At 44.7% G+C, this 21,774-nt stretch carries 18 protein-coding genes and 2 pseudogenes; 5 read left to right on the forward strand and 15 right to left on the reverse strand.

The annotated features are described in order from the left end of the window. Positions 1 to 11 precede the first annotated feature (11 nt). From CWI32_RS13595 to CWI32_RS13610, 4 genes and pseudogenes are all read right to left on the reverse strand, one after another. Positions 12 to 266 (reverse strand): annotated as a pseudogene (locus CWI32_RS13595) (transposase); the annotation flags it as partial. 75 nt (positions 267 to 341) lie between these two features. Then, positions 342 to 791 (reverse strand): universal stress protein, encoded by a 450-nt coding sequence (locus tag CWI32_RS13600; RefSeq protein ID WP_074382667.1) that lies wholly within the window; start codon positions 789 to 791, stop codon positions 342 to 344. Between the two features lie 165 nt (positions 792 to 956). Further along, positions 957 to 4,418 (reverse strand): MASE3 domain-containing protein, encoded by a 3,462-nt coding sequence (locus tag CWI32_RS13605; RefSeq protein ID WP_100535544.1) that lies wholly within the window; start codon positions 4,416 to 4,418, stop codon positions 957 to 959. Between the two features lie 207 nt (positions 4,419 to 4,625). Further along, on the reverse strand, positions 4,626 to 6,188 hold the full coding sequence (locus tag CWI32_RS13610) for a sensor domain-containing diguanylate cyclase (RefSeq protein ID WP_074382669.1): 1,563 nt from the start codon (positions 6,186 to 6,188) through the stop codon (positions 4,626 to 4,628). A 299-nt stretch (positions 6,189 to 6,487) separates the two neighbouring features. On the opposite strand from CWI32_RS13610, the gene CWI32_RS13615 reads away from it, so the two are divergent. The 4 genes from CWI32_RS13615 (at position 6,488) to CWI32_RS13630 (ending at position 10,123) form a co-directional block, all read left to right on the forward strand. Beyond that, positions 6,488 to 8,236, forward strand: a complete 1,749-nt coding sequence (locus tag CWI32_RS13615; protein ID WP_100535545.1) for a hypothetical protein — start codon at positions 6,488 to 6,490, stop codon at positions 8,234 to 8,236. A 140-nt stretch (positions 8,237 to 8,376) separates the two neighbouring features. After that, the gene (locus tag CWI32_RS13620) at positions 8,377 to 8,949 is read left to right on the forward strand and encodes a nuclear transport factor 2-like protein (protein ID WP_100535546.1); all 573 of its coding nucleotides are present in this window, start codon (positions 8,377 to 8,379) and stop codon (positions 8,947 to 8,949) included. Further along, entirely contained in the window at positions 8,925 to 9,425 is a 501-nt protein-coding gene (locus tag CWI32_RS13625) for a chalcone isomerase family protein (RefSeq protein ID WP_100535547.1), read from the forward strand. Before CWI32_RS13620 ends, CWI32_RS13625 begins: the two co-directional genes overlap by 25 nt. 11 nt (positions 9,426 to 9,436) lie before the next feature. Continuing rightward, complete coding sequence (locus CWI32_RS13630) at positions 9,437 to 10,123, forward strand: response regulator transcription factor (protein WP_071852188.1); 687 nt, start codon at positions 9,437 to 9,439, stop codon at positions 10,121 to 10,123. 23 nt (positions 10,124 to 10,146) lie between these two features. Here CWI32_RS13630 and CWI32_RS13635 read toward each other — a convergent pair whose 3' ends face one another. The 9 genes from CWI32_RS13635 to nudC all read right to left on the reverse strand — a co-directional run bounded on the left by CWI32_RS13635 (position 10,147) and on the right by nudC (position 19,207). Beyond that, positions 10,147 to 11,469 carry a sensor histidine kinase gene (locus CWI32_RS13635; protein ID WP_100535548.1) on the reverse strand — a complete coding sequence of 441 codons (1,323 nt, stop codon included), beginning with the start codon at positions 11,467 to 11,469 and terminating at the stop codon, positions 10,147 to 10,149. Positions 11,470 to 11,508: 39 nt separating this feature from the next. Beyond that, positions 11,509 to 12,558: an SAM-dependent methyltransferase gene (locus CWI32_RS13640; protein WP_100535549.1), complete on the reverse strand. Its 1,050-nt coding sequence runs from the start codon at positions 12,556 to 12,558 to the stop codon at positions 11,509 to 11,511. An 8-nt stretch (positions 12,559 to 12,566) separates the two neighbouring features. Further along, entirely contained in the window at positions 12,567 to 13,346 is a 780-nt protein-coding gene (locus tag CWI32_RS13645; RefSeq protein WP_100535550.1) for a DUF1295 domain-containing protein, read from the reverse strand. A 25-nt stretch (positions 13,347 to 13,371) separates the two neighbouring features. Beyond that, the gene (locus CWI32_RS13650) at positions 13,372 to 14,568 is read right to left on the reverse strand and encodes an SAM-dependent methyltransferase (protein ID WP_100535551.1); all 1,197 of its coding nucleotides are present in this window, start codon (positions 14,566 to 14,568) and stop codon (positions 13,372 to 13,374) included. Next, complete coding sequence (locus tag CWI32_RS13655) at positions 14,565 to 15,359, reverse strand: DUF1365 domain-containing protein (RefSeq protein ID WP_100535552.1); 795 nt, start codon at positions 15,357 to 15,359, stop codon at positions 14,565 to 14,567. The genes CWI32_RS13650 and CWI32_RS13655 overlap by 4 nt, the downstream gene beginning before the upstream one ends. Positions 15,360 to 15,368: 9 nt before the next feature. After that, complete coding sequence (locus CWI32_RS13660; RefSeq protein WP_100535553.1) at positions 15,369 to 16,652, reverse strand: NAD(P)/FAD-dependent oxidoreductase; 1,284 nt, start codon at positions 16,650 to 16,652, stop codon at positions 15,369 to 15,371. Continuing rightward, positions 16,649 to 17,635, reverse strand: a complete 987-nt coding sequence (locus tag CWI32_RS13665; protein WP_071852181.1) for an acyl-CoA desaturase — start codon at positions 17,633 to 17,635, stop codon at positions 16,649 to 16,651. The genes CWI32_RS13660 and CWI32_RS13665 overlap by 4 nt, the downstream gene beginning before the upstream one ends. A gap of 130 nt (positions 17,636 to 17,765) precedes the next feature. Further along, the gene (locus tag CWI32_RS13670; protein WP_100535594.1) at positions 17,766 to 18,314 is read right to left on the reverse strand and encodes a lipocalin family protein; all 549 of its coding nucleotides are present in this window, start codon (positions 18,312 to 18,314) and stop codon (positions 17,766 to 17,768) included. A gap of 119 nt (positions 18,315 to 18,433) precedes the next feature. Further along, positions 18,434 to 19,207, reverse strand: coding sequence for an NAD(+) diphosphatase (gene nudC / locus CWI32_RS13675; RefSeq protein ID WP_100535554.1), 774 nt, complete (start codon positions 19,205 to 19,207; stop codon positions 18,434 to 18,436). A gap of 356 nt (positions 19,208 to 19,563) precedes the next feature. Between nudC and CWI32_RS13680 the strand changes: the two genes are divergently transcribed. After that, positions 19,564 to 19,716 (forward strand): DUF2256 domain-containing protein, encoded by a 153-nt coding sequence (locus CWI32_RS13680; protein WP_100535555.1) that lies wholly within the window; start codon positions 19,564 to 19,566, stop codon positions 19,714 to 19,716. Here the strand turns inward: CWI32_RS13680 and CWI32_RS13685 are convergent. Both CWI32_RS13685 and CWI32_RS13690 read right to left on the reverse strand, forming a co-directional pair. Beyond that, positions 19,713 to 19,964 carry a TIGR03643 family protein gene (locus CWI32_RS13685; protein ID WP_373683532.1) on the reverse strand — a complete coding sequence of 84 codons (252 nt, stop codon included), beginning with the start codon at positions 19,962 to 19,964 and terminating at the stop codon, positions 19,713 to 19,715. The genes CWI32_RS13680 and CWI32_RS13685 overlap by 4 nt on opposite strands. 407 nt (positions 19,965 to 20,371) lie before the next feature. After that, positions 20,372 to 21,676, reverse strand: a pseudogene (locus CWI32_RS13690) (RNA-guided endonuclease InsQ/TnpB family protein). Between the last annotated feature and the right edge of the window lie 98 nt (positions 21,677 to 21,774).

Here is a 21,774-nt window from a genome sequence, read left to right on the forward strand (position 1 = left end):
GGGGCTGCTCAGCCACAGAGTTTAATCAGGCTTTGAGCAAAGCCAGTGACCATACGTAAAGAAAGACGGAATAGAGATTTGATCATTAAACAGCATTGAATCGCTGTATCGGAATAAGTTTGATTTCGTCCGTGCTTGCCTTGTGGTTGTGCATACCATTGGGTCTTAGGATCAAACCAGATTGAAATATTTCCTCGCTTGATTAAAGCTTGGTTATACGAGGACCAATTGGTTGTACGGTAAGTTTTAGGTGCAGGCTTCTTCATCTGGAAATTATATTGCTAAAGAAGCCCTCAAGAATAGCTTTGTGCAACAAAGCCAGCTAAAAGTGTCAACACACCCTAATATTTTATGATCATCACTGGTAATTCGGTTGAGCGAAGTACAGCTGTGGCCACACTTCCGAGTCTCCATTTTTTAAAACCTCTGCGACCATGCGATCCCATCACAATGAGATCAGCCTGTATCTGTTTGGCAGTTTTCACAATACTTTCTTCAAACACTACACTTTTTAGGACTTTAGTTTCAACTTGAACGCCCGCTGCATATGCAATTTCACTTGCTTGTTTTAATACCTCTTCTGCATTCGCATAAGCTTGAATAAAGTGTTCTTTCATTGGAGCAGAGACATAATAATAATAGAAATCTGCATCTGTAAATGGATCTTCAGAAACCAGACTGATGAAGGTCAATCTGCTATCGAATACCTGAGCAATTTCGACCGCATGTTTTACCGCGGAGAATGAAATTTTTGAACCATCAACTGGTACTAAAATATTCTGGTATGACATCGATAATGCTCCAAATACGAACTTTCTATTCAGTTATAGATAACATAAGCATGTTAGCGCTTCAATTTAAAGCATTAAACAATATCAAATTTATCCGGAATACTACTTAACTAAAAAATAAGTGAATAGCTTTTTGGCTGCTATTCACCTGATGATCAAGACTGTTTAACTTGGCAAGACGTATCCCTTTTCCCTAATTAAACGTACTGCTGCATCACATACTTCTACATCATAAATCGTTCCACGTCCTTTTAAGATTTCTGCAAGCGCAACCTCTATGCCTAAAGCAGGACGGTATGGGCGATGTGTAGCCATTGACTCGATCACATCGGCCACCGTCAGAATACGCGCCTCAGGATGAATCTCATCACCTTTTAATCCTTTAGGATAACCTGTCCCATCCATGCGTTCGTGATGCTGACCAATGATTTCAGCAATTGGAATATTGAAAGGAACATCCTTGAGAATTTCATAACCAGCCTGCGCATGACCTTTCATCATTTCCATTTCCAGATAGGTCAGACGAGTAGGTTTGGTCAGAATTTCTGAAGGAATTGAAATTTTACCAATGTCATGTACCAATCCAATTTCTTCCATTTGCAGACAACGTTTTTCATCCCAGCCCATTTCTTTGGCAATGGCACTGGCAATCAAGCCTACACGGCGTTCATGTCCCGCGGTATAAGGATCGCGTAATTCCACCATTATGGACACAGCTTGTAAGGTGCCATACATGGTTGCTTCCAACTGCTCAAGCTGTCGGGCAATCTGGTCCTGTGCCTGCTTTTGCTCGGTAATGTCCTGTGCCATCACAATCGAGGCTGGCAAGCCATCATCCCAAGTGATGCGACGGCTATGCAGGGCAAATTCCCGGATCTGGCCATTTTGATGTCGGAACGGAACCACACAGGATAGGCTCGAATATTCTGCAGCCTGATCCTGCTCTTGGTTAATCAGTGCCGGTGTGTCTGCGGCCATGGTGCTAAATTCCAGAATATTATGTCCAATGAGTGCTGCAGCAGACCTGCCCAGCATATTGGCATAACTCGGGTTGACATACAGATAGTGATTGTCGCGCAGCACATACATCCCGACCACGGTTTGTTCCACCATACCCCGGAAACGCTGTTCACTGTCTCGTAATGCCTGTTCAGTTTTGCGGATGGTGGTCAGATCATTCCAAGCCAGAATCACATCATTGCCGACAATCGCCAGTGTTCGCTGAGCAATACGCTGACTACCATCTTTAGCTAACAGAGTAATTTCAGGAAATTGCACCTGTTTACCGTTTTTTGCCAGTTGCAATGCCTCTTCCCAGTTCTGCTGCATAAACTGTCTTTGCTCTGGATTAGGCGCCACTTTTTCCAGCCAGGCTTCCCGATTTTGAAAATCTTCCAGACTATATCCCAGCCATTTTTCATAGGCCAAATTAACCGCAAGAATTCGTTCATCCTGTACGGAAATAATATGCATTGGCACGGGAGACTGCAAAAATACCTGTTGGAAACGTTGTTCCATCTGCTGAGAATAGGTCTCGGCAGTTTTACGCTGTTGCTCCGCTGAAAAACGCTCCAACGCAGAAGAAATGTCCCTAGAAAGATTTTGCAACAGTAGAATTTGCTCCTCATCAAATTCTCCTTGCCTTGTAGTATACACCCCCACTAGCCCCCAGAAATGTCCATCAAGCAACAACGGGATTAATGCTGCCTGACTTATCTTTTCCTGTTTTAAGTACTGTCTCCATGCCTGGTATTCTGGTGAAACATTCTCGTCCGCGTCATTGATCAAGGAATAGGCATAGACATCTACCTCTGGACTGGTATTTTTCACCTGATGCAATGGAGTATTTTCATCTTGCTGTAAGAGAGTGCGTAAAGTGGGCATAATATTTGCGCTAATATTATGATGGAACTGAATCATCAATGGACTGTCAGCTCGATCCTCTGCTTTGATTGCAATTAAAATTTTAGCAAAACTACCCAGATTCAACAGCACCTGCTGCAACTCGGTTAGCAAATCTTGCCGATTCTGGCTATGCGCAATCACCCGGTTGGTTTCAATGAGCAGCTGATAGAGATAAGTCAACCGTGCTACACGCCTTTGTGACTGTATCCGGGTATATACATCGGTAATCTGACCGGTGATATGATCGATTAAACTCTGCTCTTCATCTAGAAAAGTCGGGGCATCCGCTGCCGGATCATACCAGATGCTTAAGGTGCCGAATTGCTGAGTCTCATTGGCAAAGACTGATTGCAAAAAAGGCATCTGAGCCGGAGGGGCTGTGCCAAAAACACCCCAGTCACTATCAATCTGCAGCTTAACCCGCTCCGGAGAAGAGAAGCCGGAAGGGATTGTCTGCATCACTTTGTGCAACAGCTCGCTCATGCCGGTATGGGTATTATTGCAGAGTTGATTGATCTGATTCAGACATCGCACTTCTTTTACACGTTTCTGCAGATCCTGCAGCAAAAACTGGCGATCGGTAATATCGTGTACCACCATGACCCAGACGGTTTTTTTACCCAGGCGTTCTGCAAAAGGTGCCACATGACACTCGACCGTTTTGTGATCCGGCAAGGTCATCTGGATTAAAAACTCTTGCGGTGCCTGTTGCAATCGGGAGCACACCGGGCAATCTTCGGCCTTTACCCGAGGATCATGCACCAGTTCATGCACAGAGCGTCCGCTCAATTGTGTCGCTGCAATGCCGTGCAGCTGGGCGGCCGCTAAGTTGACCTGCTGAATCATTTGGCTAGAAGTGACAATATAGGTTGGATCAGGAATGGTGTCATAAGTGCTTGCAGCCTTGGACAACATGCTAAAAGGCTCTTTAATGGTCGATTCAACCAGCGCCATATAAATAAACCAGTATGAATAAACTTTCAGAATATGCCCCAGCAGATTGGCATCGGCATATACGGACACATATACGGACACATATTGGGTAAAGGCAAATTCAGAAGCCATCATGGTCAGCATGGAAAGACTGACACCAAACGCCAGTTGGGCTGATAAATATTCACGGCGCTGCCACACCAGTACTAGCGCAATTGCCAGAACCGCAATAATCAGATATTCACTATAGATTTTAAAAGGGGTCAGGCCTTGCCCATCAACAAAGGCGGTTGGAAAGAAACCCAACATGACTGCAGTCACAATCCCGACACTGAACAGACCAAAAAACAGGTTCAAGGGGGCAGCTTTGATCACGCGTGTCAGCATGAATGGCGCGGCGAGCATGGCAAAGGCCTGCAATAACCGGGCACCAATCCATAATTGAGTGGCCTGATTGGCACTGTCCACCGGAAGAATGTGCATGCCTTTATATAGCAGGGTGTGGAACAGGTCAATAAATCCACACCAGCCAATCGCGATGGCAATCAAAACAACAAAATAATTTTTAGTAAAATGCCGTGACACCACGGTCACAATCAGCGCTGTGAGCGCAATAATGATTGAAACCAGTTCCGCTACGGTATGAGCAAACAGAAAACCAAAACTTTGATCGGTCCACCAGATCACCAAGGCAAAGAGCGTTGGAGGAATGACCATCATATAGGGAGAAATAAACGATTTGAGGTCGAATACATCCGGTGTAAATAAGTCACGAGATGATTTAGGCATACATTTCCCCCGCGAGATTCGCAAATGGTCTTATTAAAATAATGTGGTTCAAAGTTTTGTGTTAGCTGAATATTTACATGATAATTATATCATTAGGCCGATGAGAATAATCTATGTTTAAATAGATCAAACTTGTTGACAGCAGATCAGCGATACGGCGTATTGAAATTTCACACTGAACAGTTTTAATCAATAGATGCCTAGAAGCTAGCGCGTACAGTTGCGTCCTTCACGCTTGGCCTGATACAGTTTTTGATCTGCCATTCTCAGCACTTCCTCGACATCCTCAGAACTATGCGGCCAGTAAGCAATCCCAATAGAAATGGTCACTATACCAATTTCTCCCATTTCCGTAATTTCAACTGCTTTTCGTAACCGCTCCGCTGCCTGAAAAACTTTTATGGGATCTGAAGCAGCCATTAAAATAATAAACTCCTCTCCTCCCGAACGGCAGCAGACATCATTGTCTCGGAAATGATATTGCATCACATTCGCTAGCCTTTGTAAGACAATATCGCCTTTGTCATGACCATAGGTATCATTCACCTTTTTAAAGAAGTCGATATCTGCCGCCAGCACAGCAAAATCGGTACGCATACGCACAAACTCTTCGATAAACAGGTTCATTCCACGGCGATTGTATAAACCAGTTAGGGGATCAGTATTCACTGATTGATTCAGCTCATCAATTTTTTCATTGAAATTTTGACAGCTCAGCATCAGAGAATTTTTGAATTGATTGACTTCAAAATACGAAGGTTTAATTTCGTTGATTTTATCCTGAACATCCTGCCGACTGAGCATACTGGCCATTTTCGCCAAATGGTTTAAAGGCAGTGCAATCAAGCCCGATAAACGCCAGACCACAAAGAAAATGAATAAATAGAATAGGCTAATCCCGATGGATACCTTGATAATAATACTGTTGGCTTGAGCAAATAGCTCCTCAATCGGCTGCTGTGATACTACAACCCAGTTCACGCTGGGAATATGCGAGAAACCGACCAGACTATCTATGCCTTTACTGTTCATCAGACGGAAACTGCCATCCTGCTGCGGCAGCATCGTGGTTAATCCATCACCCGCCTGGACTTCCTGGCCAATTTGCCGAGTATCGGCATGAAAAATGATCTGATTTTGGTCATCCATGACATAGGTATAATTTTTCTTGTAGCCATATTTGGAGGCCAGCATTTCACTGACCAGATTCTTGCTCTGCAGATAAATCGTACCAGCGACAAAGCCCAAGTACTGCCCCTGGGCATCGAAGATCGGTTCAGAAATAATCACGATCAATTTTTTGGTTGAAGACCAGTACGGCGAAGAAATATAAGTTTGCTTGCGCTTGATCGACTCGGTAATACCGTGGGTTGTATAAATCTGTTTAGCATCAATATTTAAAGTGGTCGGGAAAAATGAAATGATGCGTCCTTCTCGGTCAGCCAGAAAAACACTGTTGAAATTACCGGATTGGCTTTTGAGACGTGCCGCTTCCGTGTTTCTCAAGCTTGTATTAGTAAAGTCTTTACCGAGTAACTTCGCACTAAAGCTTAAATTTTTTAAGATTTCTTCAAACTGGTAATTGGTATGCGCAGCAATTCTGGATGAATATTCCGCATTCAAGGCCAGAGAATTATCGATCAGGCGCTCTTTCACCGTATAGTTGACAAAAAATAAAGCAAAGACAAACAGACAGGTCACACTTAGAATCGTTAAAAGTAAAATCAAGCTGCGCAGATTTAAACGAGGCGCCAGTAAAACCTGTCTCAATAGCTCAATCCTAAGTGTTGATTTATGATACTTATATCATAAAAAACTGACATGAACTGCTTATTCCTCCCAATAACAGCATCATTAAAATAAGCAGAAATCGGTGGCCGTAAAATTGAAATTGCTGGCTCCCATTATTTGGACTGCTAAAGATGCCTGATGATCTTTTATCGAATAAAAAATACCCTGTTATCATTTTTTCATGGAGAAAGGCTAAAAAATCTTTGTTTTTGTGATATAAATCACATTATTTTACTTCCTTAAAAGATTGAATTCACTACAAATGGATTTGGATTCCCATGCAAACATACATTCCTTATCAGCTGCGGGTACAATTAAAACAAATTGATCCTATTCTTGATAAGCATTGGCAACAACAACTGCTGTCGATCCTCTCTGCAACACCGCAAGCGCTACATCAAAAAATAGAAGATCAGTACCTAAAACCCAAGAATATCTCGTGGAACTACCTGACCAAAGCCTTTGAGTTTACCGGCCATACCCGCCTGAAAGATCTGCAGCTCAATACGCAAAATCCTGAACTCGTGCAACTTGCACAGCGCATCAATAGCACTTTCAGCTTTCTGCAAGGCTATCAAAGTGACTTTCAGGTTGCAGACTACCTGGAAAGCATTGTCCGTGAAATTAATCAAATCGATCTGGACAATCCCGCCGATATTCAGGCACAACAACTGATCAAAAAAGCTTTTCTCTACGATGCTGCATTGATCATTCGAGAGTTAGATTTTTCTATTTCTGCCAATCACCGGCATTTGGATCTTGAACAAGTCCGAACGTTTATCTTTGAAGTCTTCATGAAAAGTGAAATTCTGGGCAGCTGGTTTGCCCATATTTTGCCGAGCGAATATGCCGAACAGGAACTGGCGATTTTTCAGGATTATTTTATTCCGCAGCAACAGGTTCGTGACTTTGAAATTATTGAAACCTTTCAATATTACTTTGTCCTGAACAGTTCTTATGACAGTTTAGTATCTGCCTATTCCATTCGTCGCTTTTTAACTGAAGAAAGCTTTGGTAAAGAAGATCGGTTCTATATTAGTGGTTTGGTGCTTGACCCGGAACAATTGGATCAAGCAGATTATGTTGAAAATTTTAAACAGCTGATGACACGAATTATTGGTATTCAACGTAAAATGAATCCACATATTGTGGAACTGGTTGAATCGCTGCATCAATATAATCAGCAGAATCTCATCCCAAGTTTAAAAGAAATTTTAAATATCCAAAGTTTTGCCATCGATCATCTGGTGAAAGAACATCTGGAAATTTTGGAGAAAGATTTATCCTTAAATATTCTCGAACCTTTTCTCAAAGGCTTGAAAAACAGTGTGCAGCATACTGATGAACTAGAATATTGCTATTTGAATATTTTAAGATTAATCAATGAGTTTCTGCATCAGCTGGAAATTTTATCGCAGCAACCGATGCTGCAGTTTAATCCGCATGCGCGTCTGTTCAAATATCGCTTAATTGCCTATTTAAAATTACTGGAACAACGTCGCACCCAAATCTTTGTGATTTTTCATGATGAGTTTCACTATCAGCAACAGGTGCGGGCCGTTTCAGCACCCACCCAGGAAATTAGAGAGCTTCTGAATGACGCGCTTGAACAAACTCGCCAGATCCAGCAGCAAATACGCCAGTTAGAACGTGAAATACAAAATACCGAAAATCGAGGTTTTCTTAAACGGCTGTTTAAAAAACCTGAAAATCATGAATTAAAGATCAATGAACTCAAAAAGAATCTGACTGAGGTTCGCGATCATTGCTATCTCAGAATGATTGCCATGCAAAAGCAGGCCACTCAGGAAAGTGTGTATCTGGAAGCCAAGAATTTAATTCCGGTGATTGACGCTAAAGTGCGCCATTATGCTTTTGCCAATGGTGAAAATGGGGTGACACGTTTGCCACTTCTATTACAGTTACCCGAAGACCGGAATAGCTTCAATATGCAAAGCATTCTCGTGGCTTTAAATTATGAATTTCTGCTTTATGCGAAAAGTTGGGGAATGTCAAAAAAGGCTTAGACAGGACTGGGGATATACACGTTACTCCATCATTAAAGAGCTTCTGTTTACTGCTCATTTAACAGCCTTTCATCCTCTTCACATTCTGTTCACGACTTTCGGCCTAAAGTATTAGCATAGACCTAATACGGATAGCCAATATGAAACATATCAAAAAAATACTGCTAGCTACCTTGTCCTTACCGCTACTAGTTTTAGCAGGATGTAAAAGTATTCCCAGCTATTCAGGTGATTATGCAAAATCCAGAAACCAAATTCAGGGAACTGCGCTGGATCAGGCTAAAGCCCAAGACATCGGCATTCGCTTTACTTCAGCTTTTAATACTTTAGGTACACCTGCATTTATTGAACGAGCCGGATCACTCTATGCCGATCAGCTGTTTATTAACGATACCTTATCCCAATTTTCATCACGTCAAAATCTACTCCAACATTTTCAAGGGATGAACAAGCGTGTCAGTAACGTGAATGTCAAACTATTAAATACCTCCTATTATCAAGACTCTGCCTACGTGCACTGGCATATGGCCTATGATTTTAAAATGTTTGGCGCAACACGAAGCATGGATTCTTATGGCATCAGTGAAATCAAGGTCAACCGCGACAATAAGATTATTTTTCAGCAGGATTTCTGGGATCCTGCAAATGGCCTGTATCGTTCTTTACCTTATGTCGGAGGAGCTTATTCATGGGTACTGCCTTTCAAAAAATAGGATTAAATACTGGACTACTGATACTCTGCAGTTTCAGTTCATGGGCACATGCCCAAAATATGAATCAGTGTGGTCGTGGTCCACTTCTGGTAGCTCAGAAACAGGTTGGCGTCGCCCGTTATTATGCTCAGAACTGTACAAAACCCTGGCAAGGCCAGAATATGCAGATTGATTTTTCTTATACAAAAAATATTCCGGAATGGGCTTTCAAGCGTGCAGCGACCCATTTTCTGAAGCGTAATGAGCGAGAGTCTAAACATTTAATAGTATTAGATAGAATCACCCAGCTTTATAAGCCGGTAAAACCGGGAGATCTCTATCGCTTAAGCTATCAAGCCGAGACTCAGACCCTGACCTTGATGCTAAATCAGCAGGTGTTAGGCAATCTTCAGCATCCGCTAGCACAACAATATTTTAATATCTGGCTGGGATCGCAGCCATTTAGTGCTAAATTAAAACAGCAATTATTGAATTAGTCTCTGCCGTTATGTCCAAACATTTTATCCTGATGGTCGAAGACCATTATGAACTAGCCTCTACCTTATGCGAGTTTCTGGAAGAACATGATTTTGTGGTGGATCATGCCCGCAATCTGAACGCTGCACGCCAATTACTGAAACAGCAGCGCTATCATATTTTGCTTCTAGACATTAATCTGCCTGATGGTTCGGGTTATGAACTGTGTGAATGGCTGCGTCATGACGAAGGATTGGATTTACCCGTACTGATGTTGACGGCGCGCGATACTCTGGATGACAAACTCAAAGGCTTTAATTCCGGCACGGATGATTATCTGGTTAAGCCCTTTGATTTTAATGAGTTGGTGGTTCGGGTCAAAGCCTTAATCAAACGCTCATTGGGTGAAGTTTCCAGTAGTCGCCTGCAAATTCATGATTTGATTCTGGATCCCGCAAGACAGCAGCTGACTCGGGCTGGACAGACGATTGAACTGCCCCCGATTCAGTTCAAACTGCTGAAACTGCTGATGCGTCATTCACCTAAAGTCCTCACCAAACAGGAAATTATGCTGGAACTCTGGGGTGATGAAGAGCCGGAAAGTGATGCCTTGCGCAGTCACATTTATAATTTACGTAAAATGGTCGACAAGCCTTTTGAGCAGAAACTGATTCATACCATTTCTGGTGTGGGTTTAAAGATTGCTTTGGAAGCTTAAGTCTAAACGTACAAAGCTGAAACTTAGTTTAAATACACTACCACAATCAGACCGGTCGTCATTGCCAGATCAATCTCTGGATGGGTACTGAGATAATACTGCCGGTCAAAGAGTTCGACCCGCCAGCCCAGCTGTTTGCACAACTTCTGTACCAGTTGCAGGCCAATACCATGCCCTTTGATCTCCAGTTGCAACTGCTGGCCAGACAGCTCCTGAACTTTAGAATTATTTGGCAAAGAGATGCCGATTCCATTATCAGCGATCAATACTGTATTTTTCTGTAGAATCACATCAATTTCTGTACCTTGCGAATAATTCAGCGCATTGCGCAAAATATTGCCAAAGACCATTTTGGTCATCGATGGATACAGTTTACGTGGCTGCTCATCGAGGTCTTTTTGTAGGTCGATCTGCATGCCTTTGTTGTGGCTGACACTGTCCAGATCCTGTACCAGATTCTCCAGACATTCTGACAGCATAGTGGGCTCGGCCGTCAGGGTGTTGGTGGTATTTCGGGCGATAGCCAGTAAGGTATCGACCAGCAGCTGCATGTCTTCAATAGTATTGTGCAGGCGGGTAAAGGATTTGTTGTCACCATAGCGTGCCTGACACAGTTGCACATTGCCTTTTAAAATCGTCAATGGCGTGCGCAGTTCATGACTGACATCACCGGTAAACTCACGTTCGCGCTGAATGAACTTGCTGAGCACCTGATGATATTTTTCCAGTGCCTGCTTGAGATATTCTGCTTCCAGATTGGAGTCAGTACGGATGTCCTGAAAAGGCGAAGCCTGATTTTTCTGATGCTCCCAGTCGATATGTTCCAGTGCATTGGCCAGCCGGGTAATCGGAGAAAAATAACGCCGGGCGCGACGGTTCCACCACCACAATACGCTATACAGCACGAACAGGCTGACCATTAGTGGTGCTAGACCAAACAGCCAGACCAGCTTGTTCACGTTACTTTCGCCAAAGACCAGCAGCACATGTTGCCTGTCTTTTTCACCGTAGACGGTCATGCGCTCTTTACCATCGACAAAATGCCGATTTACGCCTTGCTCGAACTGCATGTGCTGAAACTGCACAGGGAGGGTATCATACCAGCGATAACCATACAGGTTTTTGGTGTCGGGAAGTTCGGCGGCCGGATTGCGTTCCAGCCGCTGCCAGTAGTGTGACATTTCCTGTTCCAAAGCGGTGCGCAGCAAAAAGCCTTTGATCACCCAGGCACTACAGGCAATGCCGATCACCACCGACAAGGCAATAAATCCGATTTGCAGCCAGTAGTAGCGGTTAAACACCTCACCGAGAGGATGATCGCGTTTGTCCCTAAACAGCTTTAACATTGATCAATTCCCCGCTGGCGCATTCGATTCATCGTTCAATTATACGGCTTTCTTTTTAAACAGAAAGTGGCCGATCACCCACTCGCGTCCATGCTCATAACCGAACAATTCGGCACAGGCCATAAAGAAAATCCGCCAGCGTTGCCACCAGATGGCCGCATCTGCGCCATAGGTCTGCTGAAACAGGGGCTGCAGCTCGGCCTGCTTTTGGTCCATATTCTCCAGCCAGGCATTTGCCGTGCGTTCATACTGGGTACCGGCCCATTGCCAGTGCTGCTCCAGCTGCAAATGCTGCTGAAAATGCAGGAAAGTTGAGGCTGCCGGCATCAGGCCGCCACTAAAGAAATATTGCGACATCCAGTCAAATTCATTTTTGACTTCAAACGGATAATGCAGGAAACGGTGACAGAAAATATGGCACCAGAGCAAGCCATCAGCTTTGAGCCAGCTGCTGATATTTTCAAACAGTTTCTGGTAGTTGCGCACATGCTCAAACATTTCCACCGAAACCACACGGTCGAAAGCAGCCGATTCCAGTTGCAGTACATTGACATCGCAGGTGATCACCGTCAGGTTTTCCAGTTTTTTCAGACGGGCCTGTTCCTGAATATACTGACGCTGGGTCGAGGAGTTCGACACTACAGTGATGTGGGCTTTGGGATAATGCTCGGCCATATACAGACTGAGTGAGCCCCAGCCGCAACCAATTTCCAGAATATCCTGTCCATCCTGTAACTGTGCACGCTGACAATAGCTGGCCAATGCTGCTTCTTCGGCCTGATCCAGTGTGGTATGCGCCTGTTCAAACAGGCTGGCGCTGTACTTCAGCCGCTTGCCCAGCACCGCCTGGAAAAATGCGGTGGGCAGTTCATAGTGCTGTTCATTGGCTTTGTCGGTCTCGATGGCAATTTCGCTGTTTTTCAGCATATGCAGCACATCCATATAACGCTGTGCCGCCAGTGCCGGGTCAAAGCGCCCTTCCTGTGCCAAACGTTTTTTGCTTAAAGTGCGAATGCCTGCGCGAATCACCGGGTCGGGCACTTTGCCGCTTTCGATCAGTTTTAAAGATTTTTGAATCATAAAGTCCATGTATTTACCTACTCTTTGGGTGGCCACGGAATAAACATTGAAGTTCGTCGTTGATAGTCTTTATAGTTGTCGCCGCGATGTGCCAGCGCCTGTTGTTCACTAAACGGAATTCCGGTGATGTAGTACAGAAACAGCCACATCAGCAGCGGATAAACCCATAATCCATACACACCTGCTGCCAGACCGAGAACCGGATAGGCAAACCAGTGCAACCATTCAAAAAAATAATTCGGATGACGTGAATATTTCCATAAGCCTTGGTCCAGGGTTTTGCCTTGGTTTTGTGGATTCAGTTTGAAACGGTAGAGTTGCTGGTCGGCTGTGCTTTCCCCGATCAGCGCCAACAGCATGATCATGCCTGCCACCAGCACTGTAGCCTGTGTCCAGTCATTCCACTGCTGGACCGGAATATTGAGCAATTCCAGCATCGGGTAGGAAAACAGTGCCACCAGCCCGGCCTGAAACATAAAAAAGGCCAGAAAACCGAGATGCTGATAACTGCCCATGGCACGGCGCATATTGGCATAGCGGGTATCTTCCCGGGTTTCATTGGCATAACGGCGCAGCAGATGCCAGGTTAAGCGTAAAAACCAGATGCCGCTAAATACACCCAGAAATACCCGAACCAGCAGCGGTGCAGTTTCCATGACCCAAGCCGCAATGATGACATTAAGCGCAATACTGAAACTCCAGGCCACATCCACCAGACCCGCTCTGCGGTTATAGGTCACCAGTACCCAGCTACACAGCATGATGAAGACATTCAGCAAAAATAAATCCAGCAGCATATCAGTCCTCCTGTTTTATCGTGGCCTAGTAAGCACTGGCTTCAAACAGCAGATGTACATCACTGATGACGCCTTCGCGGAAACCACCCTCGCAATAGCATAGATAAAAATCCCACATACGGATAAAGCGCTCATCGAAGCCGAGTTGCAGTACCTGTTCACGTTGTTCCAAGAAGCGCTGACGCCAGCAGTGCAAGGTTTGGGCGTAACTTTGGCCGATATCTTCAAGATGCTTGAGACGCAGTTTTTGCTCGGAAGCGGACTGGGTCATGATACTGATGCAGGGAATAAAACTTCCCGGGAAAATGTAACGCTTGATGTAGTCCACGGTATTCAAGGCTTTGGCATAGCGGGCATCTTCAATGGTGATGGCTTGAATCAGGGCCAGACCATTCGGTTTCAGCAATTCACGGCATTTGTTGAAATAGGTCGCTAAGTATTGCTCACCCACGGCCTCGATCATTTCTATCGAGACCAGCTTATCGTATTTGCCTTTCAACAGACGGTAGTCTTTCAGCTGGACATCCACGCGATGGGATAATCCTGCTGCCTCTATTCGCGCGACCGCTTCATCATATTGTGCTTGGGAGATGGTAATGGTGGTGACTTTACAGCCATAATGCTGCGCGGCATAAATGGCAAAACCACCCCAACCGCTGCCAATTTCGACCAAATGATCCATTGGTTGCAGCTGCAGTTTCTGGCAAATCAGTTCTTTTTTATAATCGGAGGCCTGTTCCAGGCTCATGCCCGGCTCTTTAAATACCGCGCTGGAATACATCATGCTGGAATCCAGGAACAGCTTGAAAAAGTCATTGCTCAGGTCATAATGCTCGGCAATATTCTTACGGCTGCCATCAATCGAGTTTTTGCGGGATTTGTACCAAGTCTTTAGGAAGAATTGGCTGGCTTTCGCCAAGGTGTTCTGATTCATCCGGTCCAACACATCGCGATTGCGCGCCAGAATGCGAATCACATTGACCAGATCTTCACTGCTCCAGTAGCCGCGAATGAAACCTTCTGCAGCACCGAGTACACCATTGCGGAACAGTAGATCCATCAGGCGGCTATCATGCACCTGAATCACAGCATACAGATCACTGCTCTCTCCCACAATCCCGTTCCAGACGCCTTTAAAAATCAGCTGACCATGACGTAATTTCAGTAGATGGCGCAGTACCACCGGCAGTGTGCTTTCTTCTCCCATAAACAGTGTTTTCATAACAAGGTGTTTCCTTTTTCTTTGCGAGGATGCCGGTAAAATGGAATTTTTTTCTTCCATAAGCGAAAGGCATGCAGATAAATTCCACCGACCATCCTGAAGGGCTCAAGAACTTTCAGCACAGCATAGCGATGCTGTTGTGAAGGAACTGTGATGGCTTGCAACGAAAATTGCATGGTGGCATCAAATTGCAATATTCCCTGTTGGAACAGCTGCATATGAATCACATTGCTTTGATCGGAAAAGCTGAATCGCCAGCGGTAATCCAGCGCCATCGGCATGAAGGGCGATACATGAAAGGCCTTTTTGAAATCAAACTGGTGGCTCTGGTACGGCGTATGTTCGGTCACATTGTTCCGGCAGTCATGGATATAGACCTGACGTTCATTCCATGGCGTATTGGTAATTTCGCTGAGGATAAAGATCAGCTGGTCGGTGGCATCAAAGACCAGATAAAACACCACAGAATTAAAGCGAAATCCGAGTGTACGTGGCAAGGCCAGAACCCGGATGGACGCAGCATGCGCTAGCAGATAATTTTCCCGCTTGATCAGCAGACGTGCGACCTTCTGCCGAATCGAACCACATTCCATGGTCAGAAAATCACGTTCATCCAGGGTCAGGAAATTCCAGCGATTGCAAGACCAGAGCCAGGATTTTTCAGTAAAGCTTGAGAGCTGATCAGGATCAAAGTATAGATAGTTCAGCCGGGTCTCAAAAGCATGCGCTTTGGGCAAGAAACGGCGATGCCGGATTTCGGCAGAGGCAATCGCCAGTGGATACATTTGCATCATATCCTCCTAGGCGGCCTGCTCGGCCTGTTTTAAGAGCTGATCGACCACCCATGCAGCGCTACGGGCACCATCTTCATGAAAGCCCCAGCCCCAGTAAGCGCCACAGTATGAGGTGCGGTTCTGGCTATTGATTTCAGCCCAGCGTTGTTGTGCTTCAATCGCGGAGGCATCAAACACCGGATGTCGGTAATGCCGTTCTACCCAGATTTTTTTCGGATCGAGGGTGAAATTAGGATTCAGAGTGGCAAAGACCTGAGTCTTGCATTGCAGGTTTTGCAACTGGTTCATCCAGTAACTGAAACCATAGTGCATACCACTGTGCTGGAAAGGTGTCTGTTCAGCTGCCTGACTCGGGGTCACATGCACATGCCAGCTGGCCCACTGACGTCTGGATTTGGGCATGATGCGGGTATCTGAATGCACCACCATACGGTTAGCCTGATAGCGGAACTTGCCCAGCACGTCCAGCTCCTGCGCTGTCGGGTCTTTAAGCAGTTTCAGGCTGTCGTCAGCATGACTGGCAAAGATCACCCAGTCAAAACGCTCACTGCCCTGTGCTGTTTCAACCAGTACATCATTGGCACTACGGGATACATGGAGCACACCCGTTTTGCGGAAAATAATATTCGTCTGGGACTGAATCGCACGAACGTAGCGAGCCGATCCACCTTTCACCGTGAGCCATAACGGCCGGTCTTTCAGTTGCAACATGCGATGGTGCTGGAAAAAGCTCACCACAAATTTATAGGGAATCTGTCCAGCCTGTTCCACCGGACAGGACCACAGCGCTCCACACATCGGATAGAGATGTTCCTGACGAAAGGCATCGCTATAACCATGTTGATTTAAATAATCATCAATACTGAGCTGTGTATCGACCTGTTCCACATCCAGATCTTTATTGGCTGCATAGAAACGGAACAGATCCGACAACATCGCGCGAAAATCAGTATTAAGAAAGTTTTGAGGTCGGAACAACAGCGAGAATTTTTTTGAAGGATTGTACTGTAAGCCACTGACCTGATTATTCACCGAAAAGCCCATGTCACTGCTTTGCGATTGAATCCCTAGTTCTTTTAGCATCGAGCAAAACAGCGGATAGTTATGCTCATTAAACACAATAAAGCCACTATCCACCGCAACCTGTTCACCCTCGATATTCAGCTGATGGGTATCGGTATGACCACCAAAGTAGTTATTCTTTTCAAAGACTGTGACTTCATGCACTTTGCTGAGTTTCCAGGCAGCGTACAGACCGGAAATACCTGAACCAATAATTGCAATTTTCATGGTGATTCCTTCGATTGAATCGTGTGAGTGTCGGCAGTAGCAGCTTTTTTATGTTTTCGAGCCTGAGCGATTTTACTGGCTTCATAAATCCGTGCCGGAATGGGCTTGAGGCCCCAGACCAGTCCCAGCCAGGACATGAGTTTCAGCAAGTAATAGGTCACATCAATCTGCCACCAGTAAAAACCCTGCCGGGTACTACCAGCATAGTAATGATGATTGTTATGCCAGCCTTCGCCTAAGGTGATGAGTGACAGAAATAAATTGTTACGGCTGTGGTCATCCGTCTCAAAATCACGGCTGCCATAATGATGCGCCAATGAATTGATGCACAAGGTCGCATGGATCAATAACACCGTGGAAACCACAAAGCCCCAGACCAGCAATTGCAGGCCGGACGTCCCGAGTTGCGGCCAAGTGATGGCCAGCCATTCGCCTAGTGCATAAATCCCGCCCGCAGTCAGCAACACCACAATCAAACTAAAACGGTCCAGCCAAATCAGTTCTGGATATTTCAGCCAGTCCTTGATCACCTCTTTACGCGTAGCAAAATTATATTCATTCAGAAACCAGCCGACATGGCTATACCAAAAACCATGCGTGGATGAATGTGGGTCTTGCAAGGTATCGGTATAGCGGTGGTGATAACGGTGATGAGCTGCCCACCATAGCGGGCCACGCTGCGCACTCATGGTGCCGAGCAATACAAACAGGAACTGTATCGGGCGTGAGGTCTGAAAAGTTTTATGCGACAGATAGCGATGAAAAAAAGCCGTGATGGAAAACATGCGGATCAAGTAGAACGCGACCATAAAGCCAAGCGCAAACCATGACACACCGACCCAGAACACAGCGAAACAGGCCAGATGCAGCAGAATAAAGGGTAAAATCCGGACCCACTGAATCTTGCTATTTTCAGCCGTCAGTGTTTCGGTTGGTGTCGATATAGACCAGCTATCTATCCATCGCATCAGACTTTTCAACATGGACTCATCCTATTTCGAGCAACTGTCTTTATTCCATTTGATGAGTCTAATCAGTCAGATATGAATTTTATGTGAAGTGAAAAAAAGCCGAACTGTAAGAGACTAAGCAGTTCGGCCAAAGGGTAGCAGATTAATGCGGTAATTTGATTAACTTTGTGATGTCGTAGCCATAGTGTCTCGCAGTCTCCAGATAGGACTGATAAGTTGCTTCGTCCAGTTGTGGTTCACGCGACAAAATCCACAGGTATTTGTTACTTGGTCCACCGACCAGTGCCACTTTATATTCTGGATCCACGCGTAATACCCAGTAATGACCTTTAGTAAACGGGATCCACCTTAAACCTGGAGGTAAAAAGCTGACCTTGAGTTTACTGTTGCCCTTATTTTGCGGATAAGCCACTCCTTCAGAGCTAATCATCTCACCATTGGCAATCCGACAACTATTTAACACACTCATGGTCTGATCGGCATTGACCTCATATTGTGCAGAGATATCCGATACACATTTACGCTGAAAATACATCGGTAAATGCGAAATTTCATACCACTTGCCTGCATACTGCTGGATATCCACCTGATCGACTGCCTGAGGCGCAACCGTTTCCGCTCGAGTCAGCATGCTTAAGCTCATGAGGGTCAGTGCCGTAACCGCAAAAACTGACTTGAATAGAGTATTCATTTTTAAGCCTTGAATGATTTCAGGACTAAGATAACCCAGGTGGATGTGAACAAAGCGTGAAGACAAAATCATGTGATCTAGCAGGCGTGCTGCTGAAAAGCCCTAGGCTATTTTCTAGGTTAAAGCCATTCTTTGCTGTCATCTGCTACAGGGGTATCATGCATCACATGCTGAATCATGGCATAAGCGATACTGCCCTTGAAGGGAATCTCAGGTAACTGATCAAACTTGAAAAATTGCGCGTCGCTCAGTTCATCTTCCTGAATCTGAATCTCACCCGAGTGATACTCTGCCCTGAAGGCCATCATCAGGTTGCTGGGAAACGGCCACGGCTGGCTGGCCAGATATTGAATATTCTTGATCTGCAGGCCGACTTCTTCCTGCGTCTCACGGCGTACTGCCTCCTCCAAGGTTTCGCCGACTTCAACAAATCCAGCAATCAGGCTGTACATCTGGGTTTTATTGCGGGCATTTTTCGCCAGCAGAATTTCATCTATACCCCGGGTGATGATGGTAATCACGCAGGGATTCACCCGGGGATACTGGTTATAGCCACAAGATGGACAGACCATGGCATACTGGCTGGCGTGCTGCTGGGTGGCATGGCCACATTTGCTGCAAAAGCAGTGATTACGGCGCCACTCCAGTAACTGTACGGCACGGCTGGCCTGTTCAAACTGCGGCCTGCTCCAGACCTGCACCAGTTGCCGAATCGGGATCAGTTGATAACCCTCGGGTACTGGTTCATCTTCTTTTAGATCCCGTGCAATGACCTGGCCATTTTCCGACAGGTTCAGGTCGTGCTGCAGTCTTTCCACTTGCGGCAACTGGAAATGATCATCCACCAGCAATTGCTGCTGTCTAAAAATATATGCTTTTGAATGCATGCTCATGACAATCCCCGGATTAAAAAAAATCCCATACAGAGGGGTGTATGGGACAAAACTAAGGAAGCTTACATGGAGTAACTTCATGGAAGATACTAGGCGCAGGCTGCCTGAATTACAACTATAATAATTTGTATCTTTTTGATTAAAATCACATAATTTTCACATCGTTTATGAGTTAAGAAATCATTAAAAATAAGGCTTATAAAATGAGTAAGATTTTAGCTAGATAAATGAACTTGCGTTCACGTGAGGACGATTTGCTAGTGATTTCTATCGGCAGCGGGATAAACTTAAAGTTGCGGAACAAATAATCCACCCATGCCCAACAGCTTCTTAGCCAGATAGATGAGTTATAAACCATGAAAAAACAGCATCTCCCTGAAAAAACCTGTATTCACTGCTTGCGCCTTTTTACTTGGCGCAAAAAATGGCAACGCTGCTGGGAGGAAGTCAGATACTGTTCTGAACGATGTAAACGTGAGTCCAAACGGCGTTCAAAACAAAGCGCTTAGAAACGTTTATACTGCCGCGCACAATAAGCCCGAATGACATCGGGGGAACGCAGTTGCAGATGTTTAGTTTTTCGGCCGGTGACTCGTTCACGCCACATTTTAAAACTTGATGCTTTCATATTTTTCCGCATCAAGCGAATCACTGCAGTTTCATTCAAGCCAAACTCACGCTGGATGGCTTCAAATGGGGTGCGATCTTCCCAGGCCATTTCAATGATCCTTGACAGATCTGCTCCCACATATTCAATTACTTGACGCACCACATACCTCTGTTTACTTTCATTTTTAAAATAAAAATTGAGCGATAAAATTTAACGCTATCTCTCTCTGTCTGGGTCAGATCAAGCTGACCAAACTCATCTTAAAAAAACGAAGATGAAGATTTTGTGATTTTTTGTGTGGATTGTATTTTGTTGCTGTCCTATCGGGCCTTCGATCTCAGCGTGTGGTCCAAATACCTGCTACCAAAGCCTATGCCTGGGATTGTTGTTAATGACATCGCCTAGATCAGACGGTATGCTGATGCTAAAAACACCTTGGGGAAATTGTGCTCGAAATTATTGCCCAGCTCTGCGGCGGTATTGGTCTATTCTTGTTGACATACTCCCACCACTTTCGCTTTACCTCAAGTGGGGGATTCTAAAAGCAAAAGCTCTTAGGCGACTTCCTCACGGATTTCGCTTGCTTTCTGCTTCGCAGGGCGACCTTTACCGCATCGACCCTCCACAGACAAAACGGTATGTCCTACCGCTAAAATGTTGCGAGAAGCGTTAATATCTGCATTCGCAACATATCCACACGAAACACACTCAAACTTTGCCTGAGTGAGCCTATTTTCCTTTGCAATGTGACCGCATGAGCTACAAGTCTGACTTGTATATCTAGGGTCAATTTTAACGAGTAAACCACCTCGCCATTGCTGTTTGTACCCCAACATGCCAACAAGCATTGACCAACCTTGATCTAGGATTGACTTGTTCAAGCCTGACTTGGCTTTCACATTCTTTCCTTTTTTCTAGATTGAGCCTTGTGCTGATTTCGACATATTGGCTACCTTTAAGTCCTCAACTACGATCATTGCGTGTTTTTTGCTGAGAGTTGTGGTGACTTTATGCAAGTAGTCATGCCGAATATTGGCAATATGATGGTGCAGTTTATTGATCTTTAAATTGAGCTTTTTCCAATTTTGGCTGAACTTGGTTTTCTTTCTCAACTTGCGTTGGAATTTGGCTATTTTTACCTGATTGGCTTTAAAACTATTGATCGGGTCGAATACCTGACCACTAGACGCTGTAATTAACTTTTTAACACCTAAATCAATGCCAATCGCTGATTTCGATGGATGGATTGGTGCGTCTATTGTGTTTTCAACACCAAAAGAGATATACCACTTACCAACATGCTTTGAGATTGTGACGTTCTTAATCTCGCCTAAAATATCTTGTGATTTTCTGAATTTCACAACGCCAATGTCATTAGGCAACTTAACCTGATTACCTTTAACCCAACAATATCTGCCAAATTGAACAATACGGATTGAATCATAACCATCAGATTTCTTTTTAAATCTTGGCATGAGTGGTCTAAGCTGAATTTCACTGCCATCGGTCAATTTAAAGAATTTTGGCTTCTTCGCTTTGAATGGTTTTTGCTTTAACTTGGCTTGTTCTTTTTTATCAAAAAATTTAGCCCAAGCATCACCAAGATCACGGACTTTTTGTTGAAGTGAAACGCCATTCGAGCTGTTTTCTAAAAAAGCACATTCAGGTTTTTTGCGTAATTCAGGAATTTTATTGACTAAATTAACTTTGTTGATTCGCTCATTTCTAGCAAGCATCTCAAATGATACAGCTAAAATTTGATTCCAAACAAAACGTGCAGAGCCAAGCAACTTGTTTAAAACAAGCTCCTGCTCTGCATTAGGCTCAAGCCTAAATTTGTACGCTTTGTTGATCTTCATTTCGCATTAAAGCTATTTAGATACAGAAACTTAATGCAAATTATTCTATCATATTGCACTGAAAAAACACCAAAAAAATTCGTGAAATTCACCTCCAC

The sequence above is a fragment of the Acinetobacter pseudolwoffii genome (assembly GCF_002803605.1).
In the GTDB taxonomy this organism is placed as follows: Bacteria; Pseudomonadota; Gammaproteobacteria; order Pseudomonadales; family Moraxellaceae; genus Acinetobacter; species Acinetobacter pseudolwoffii.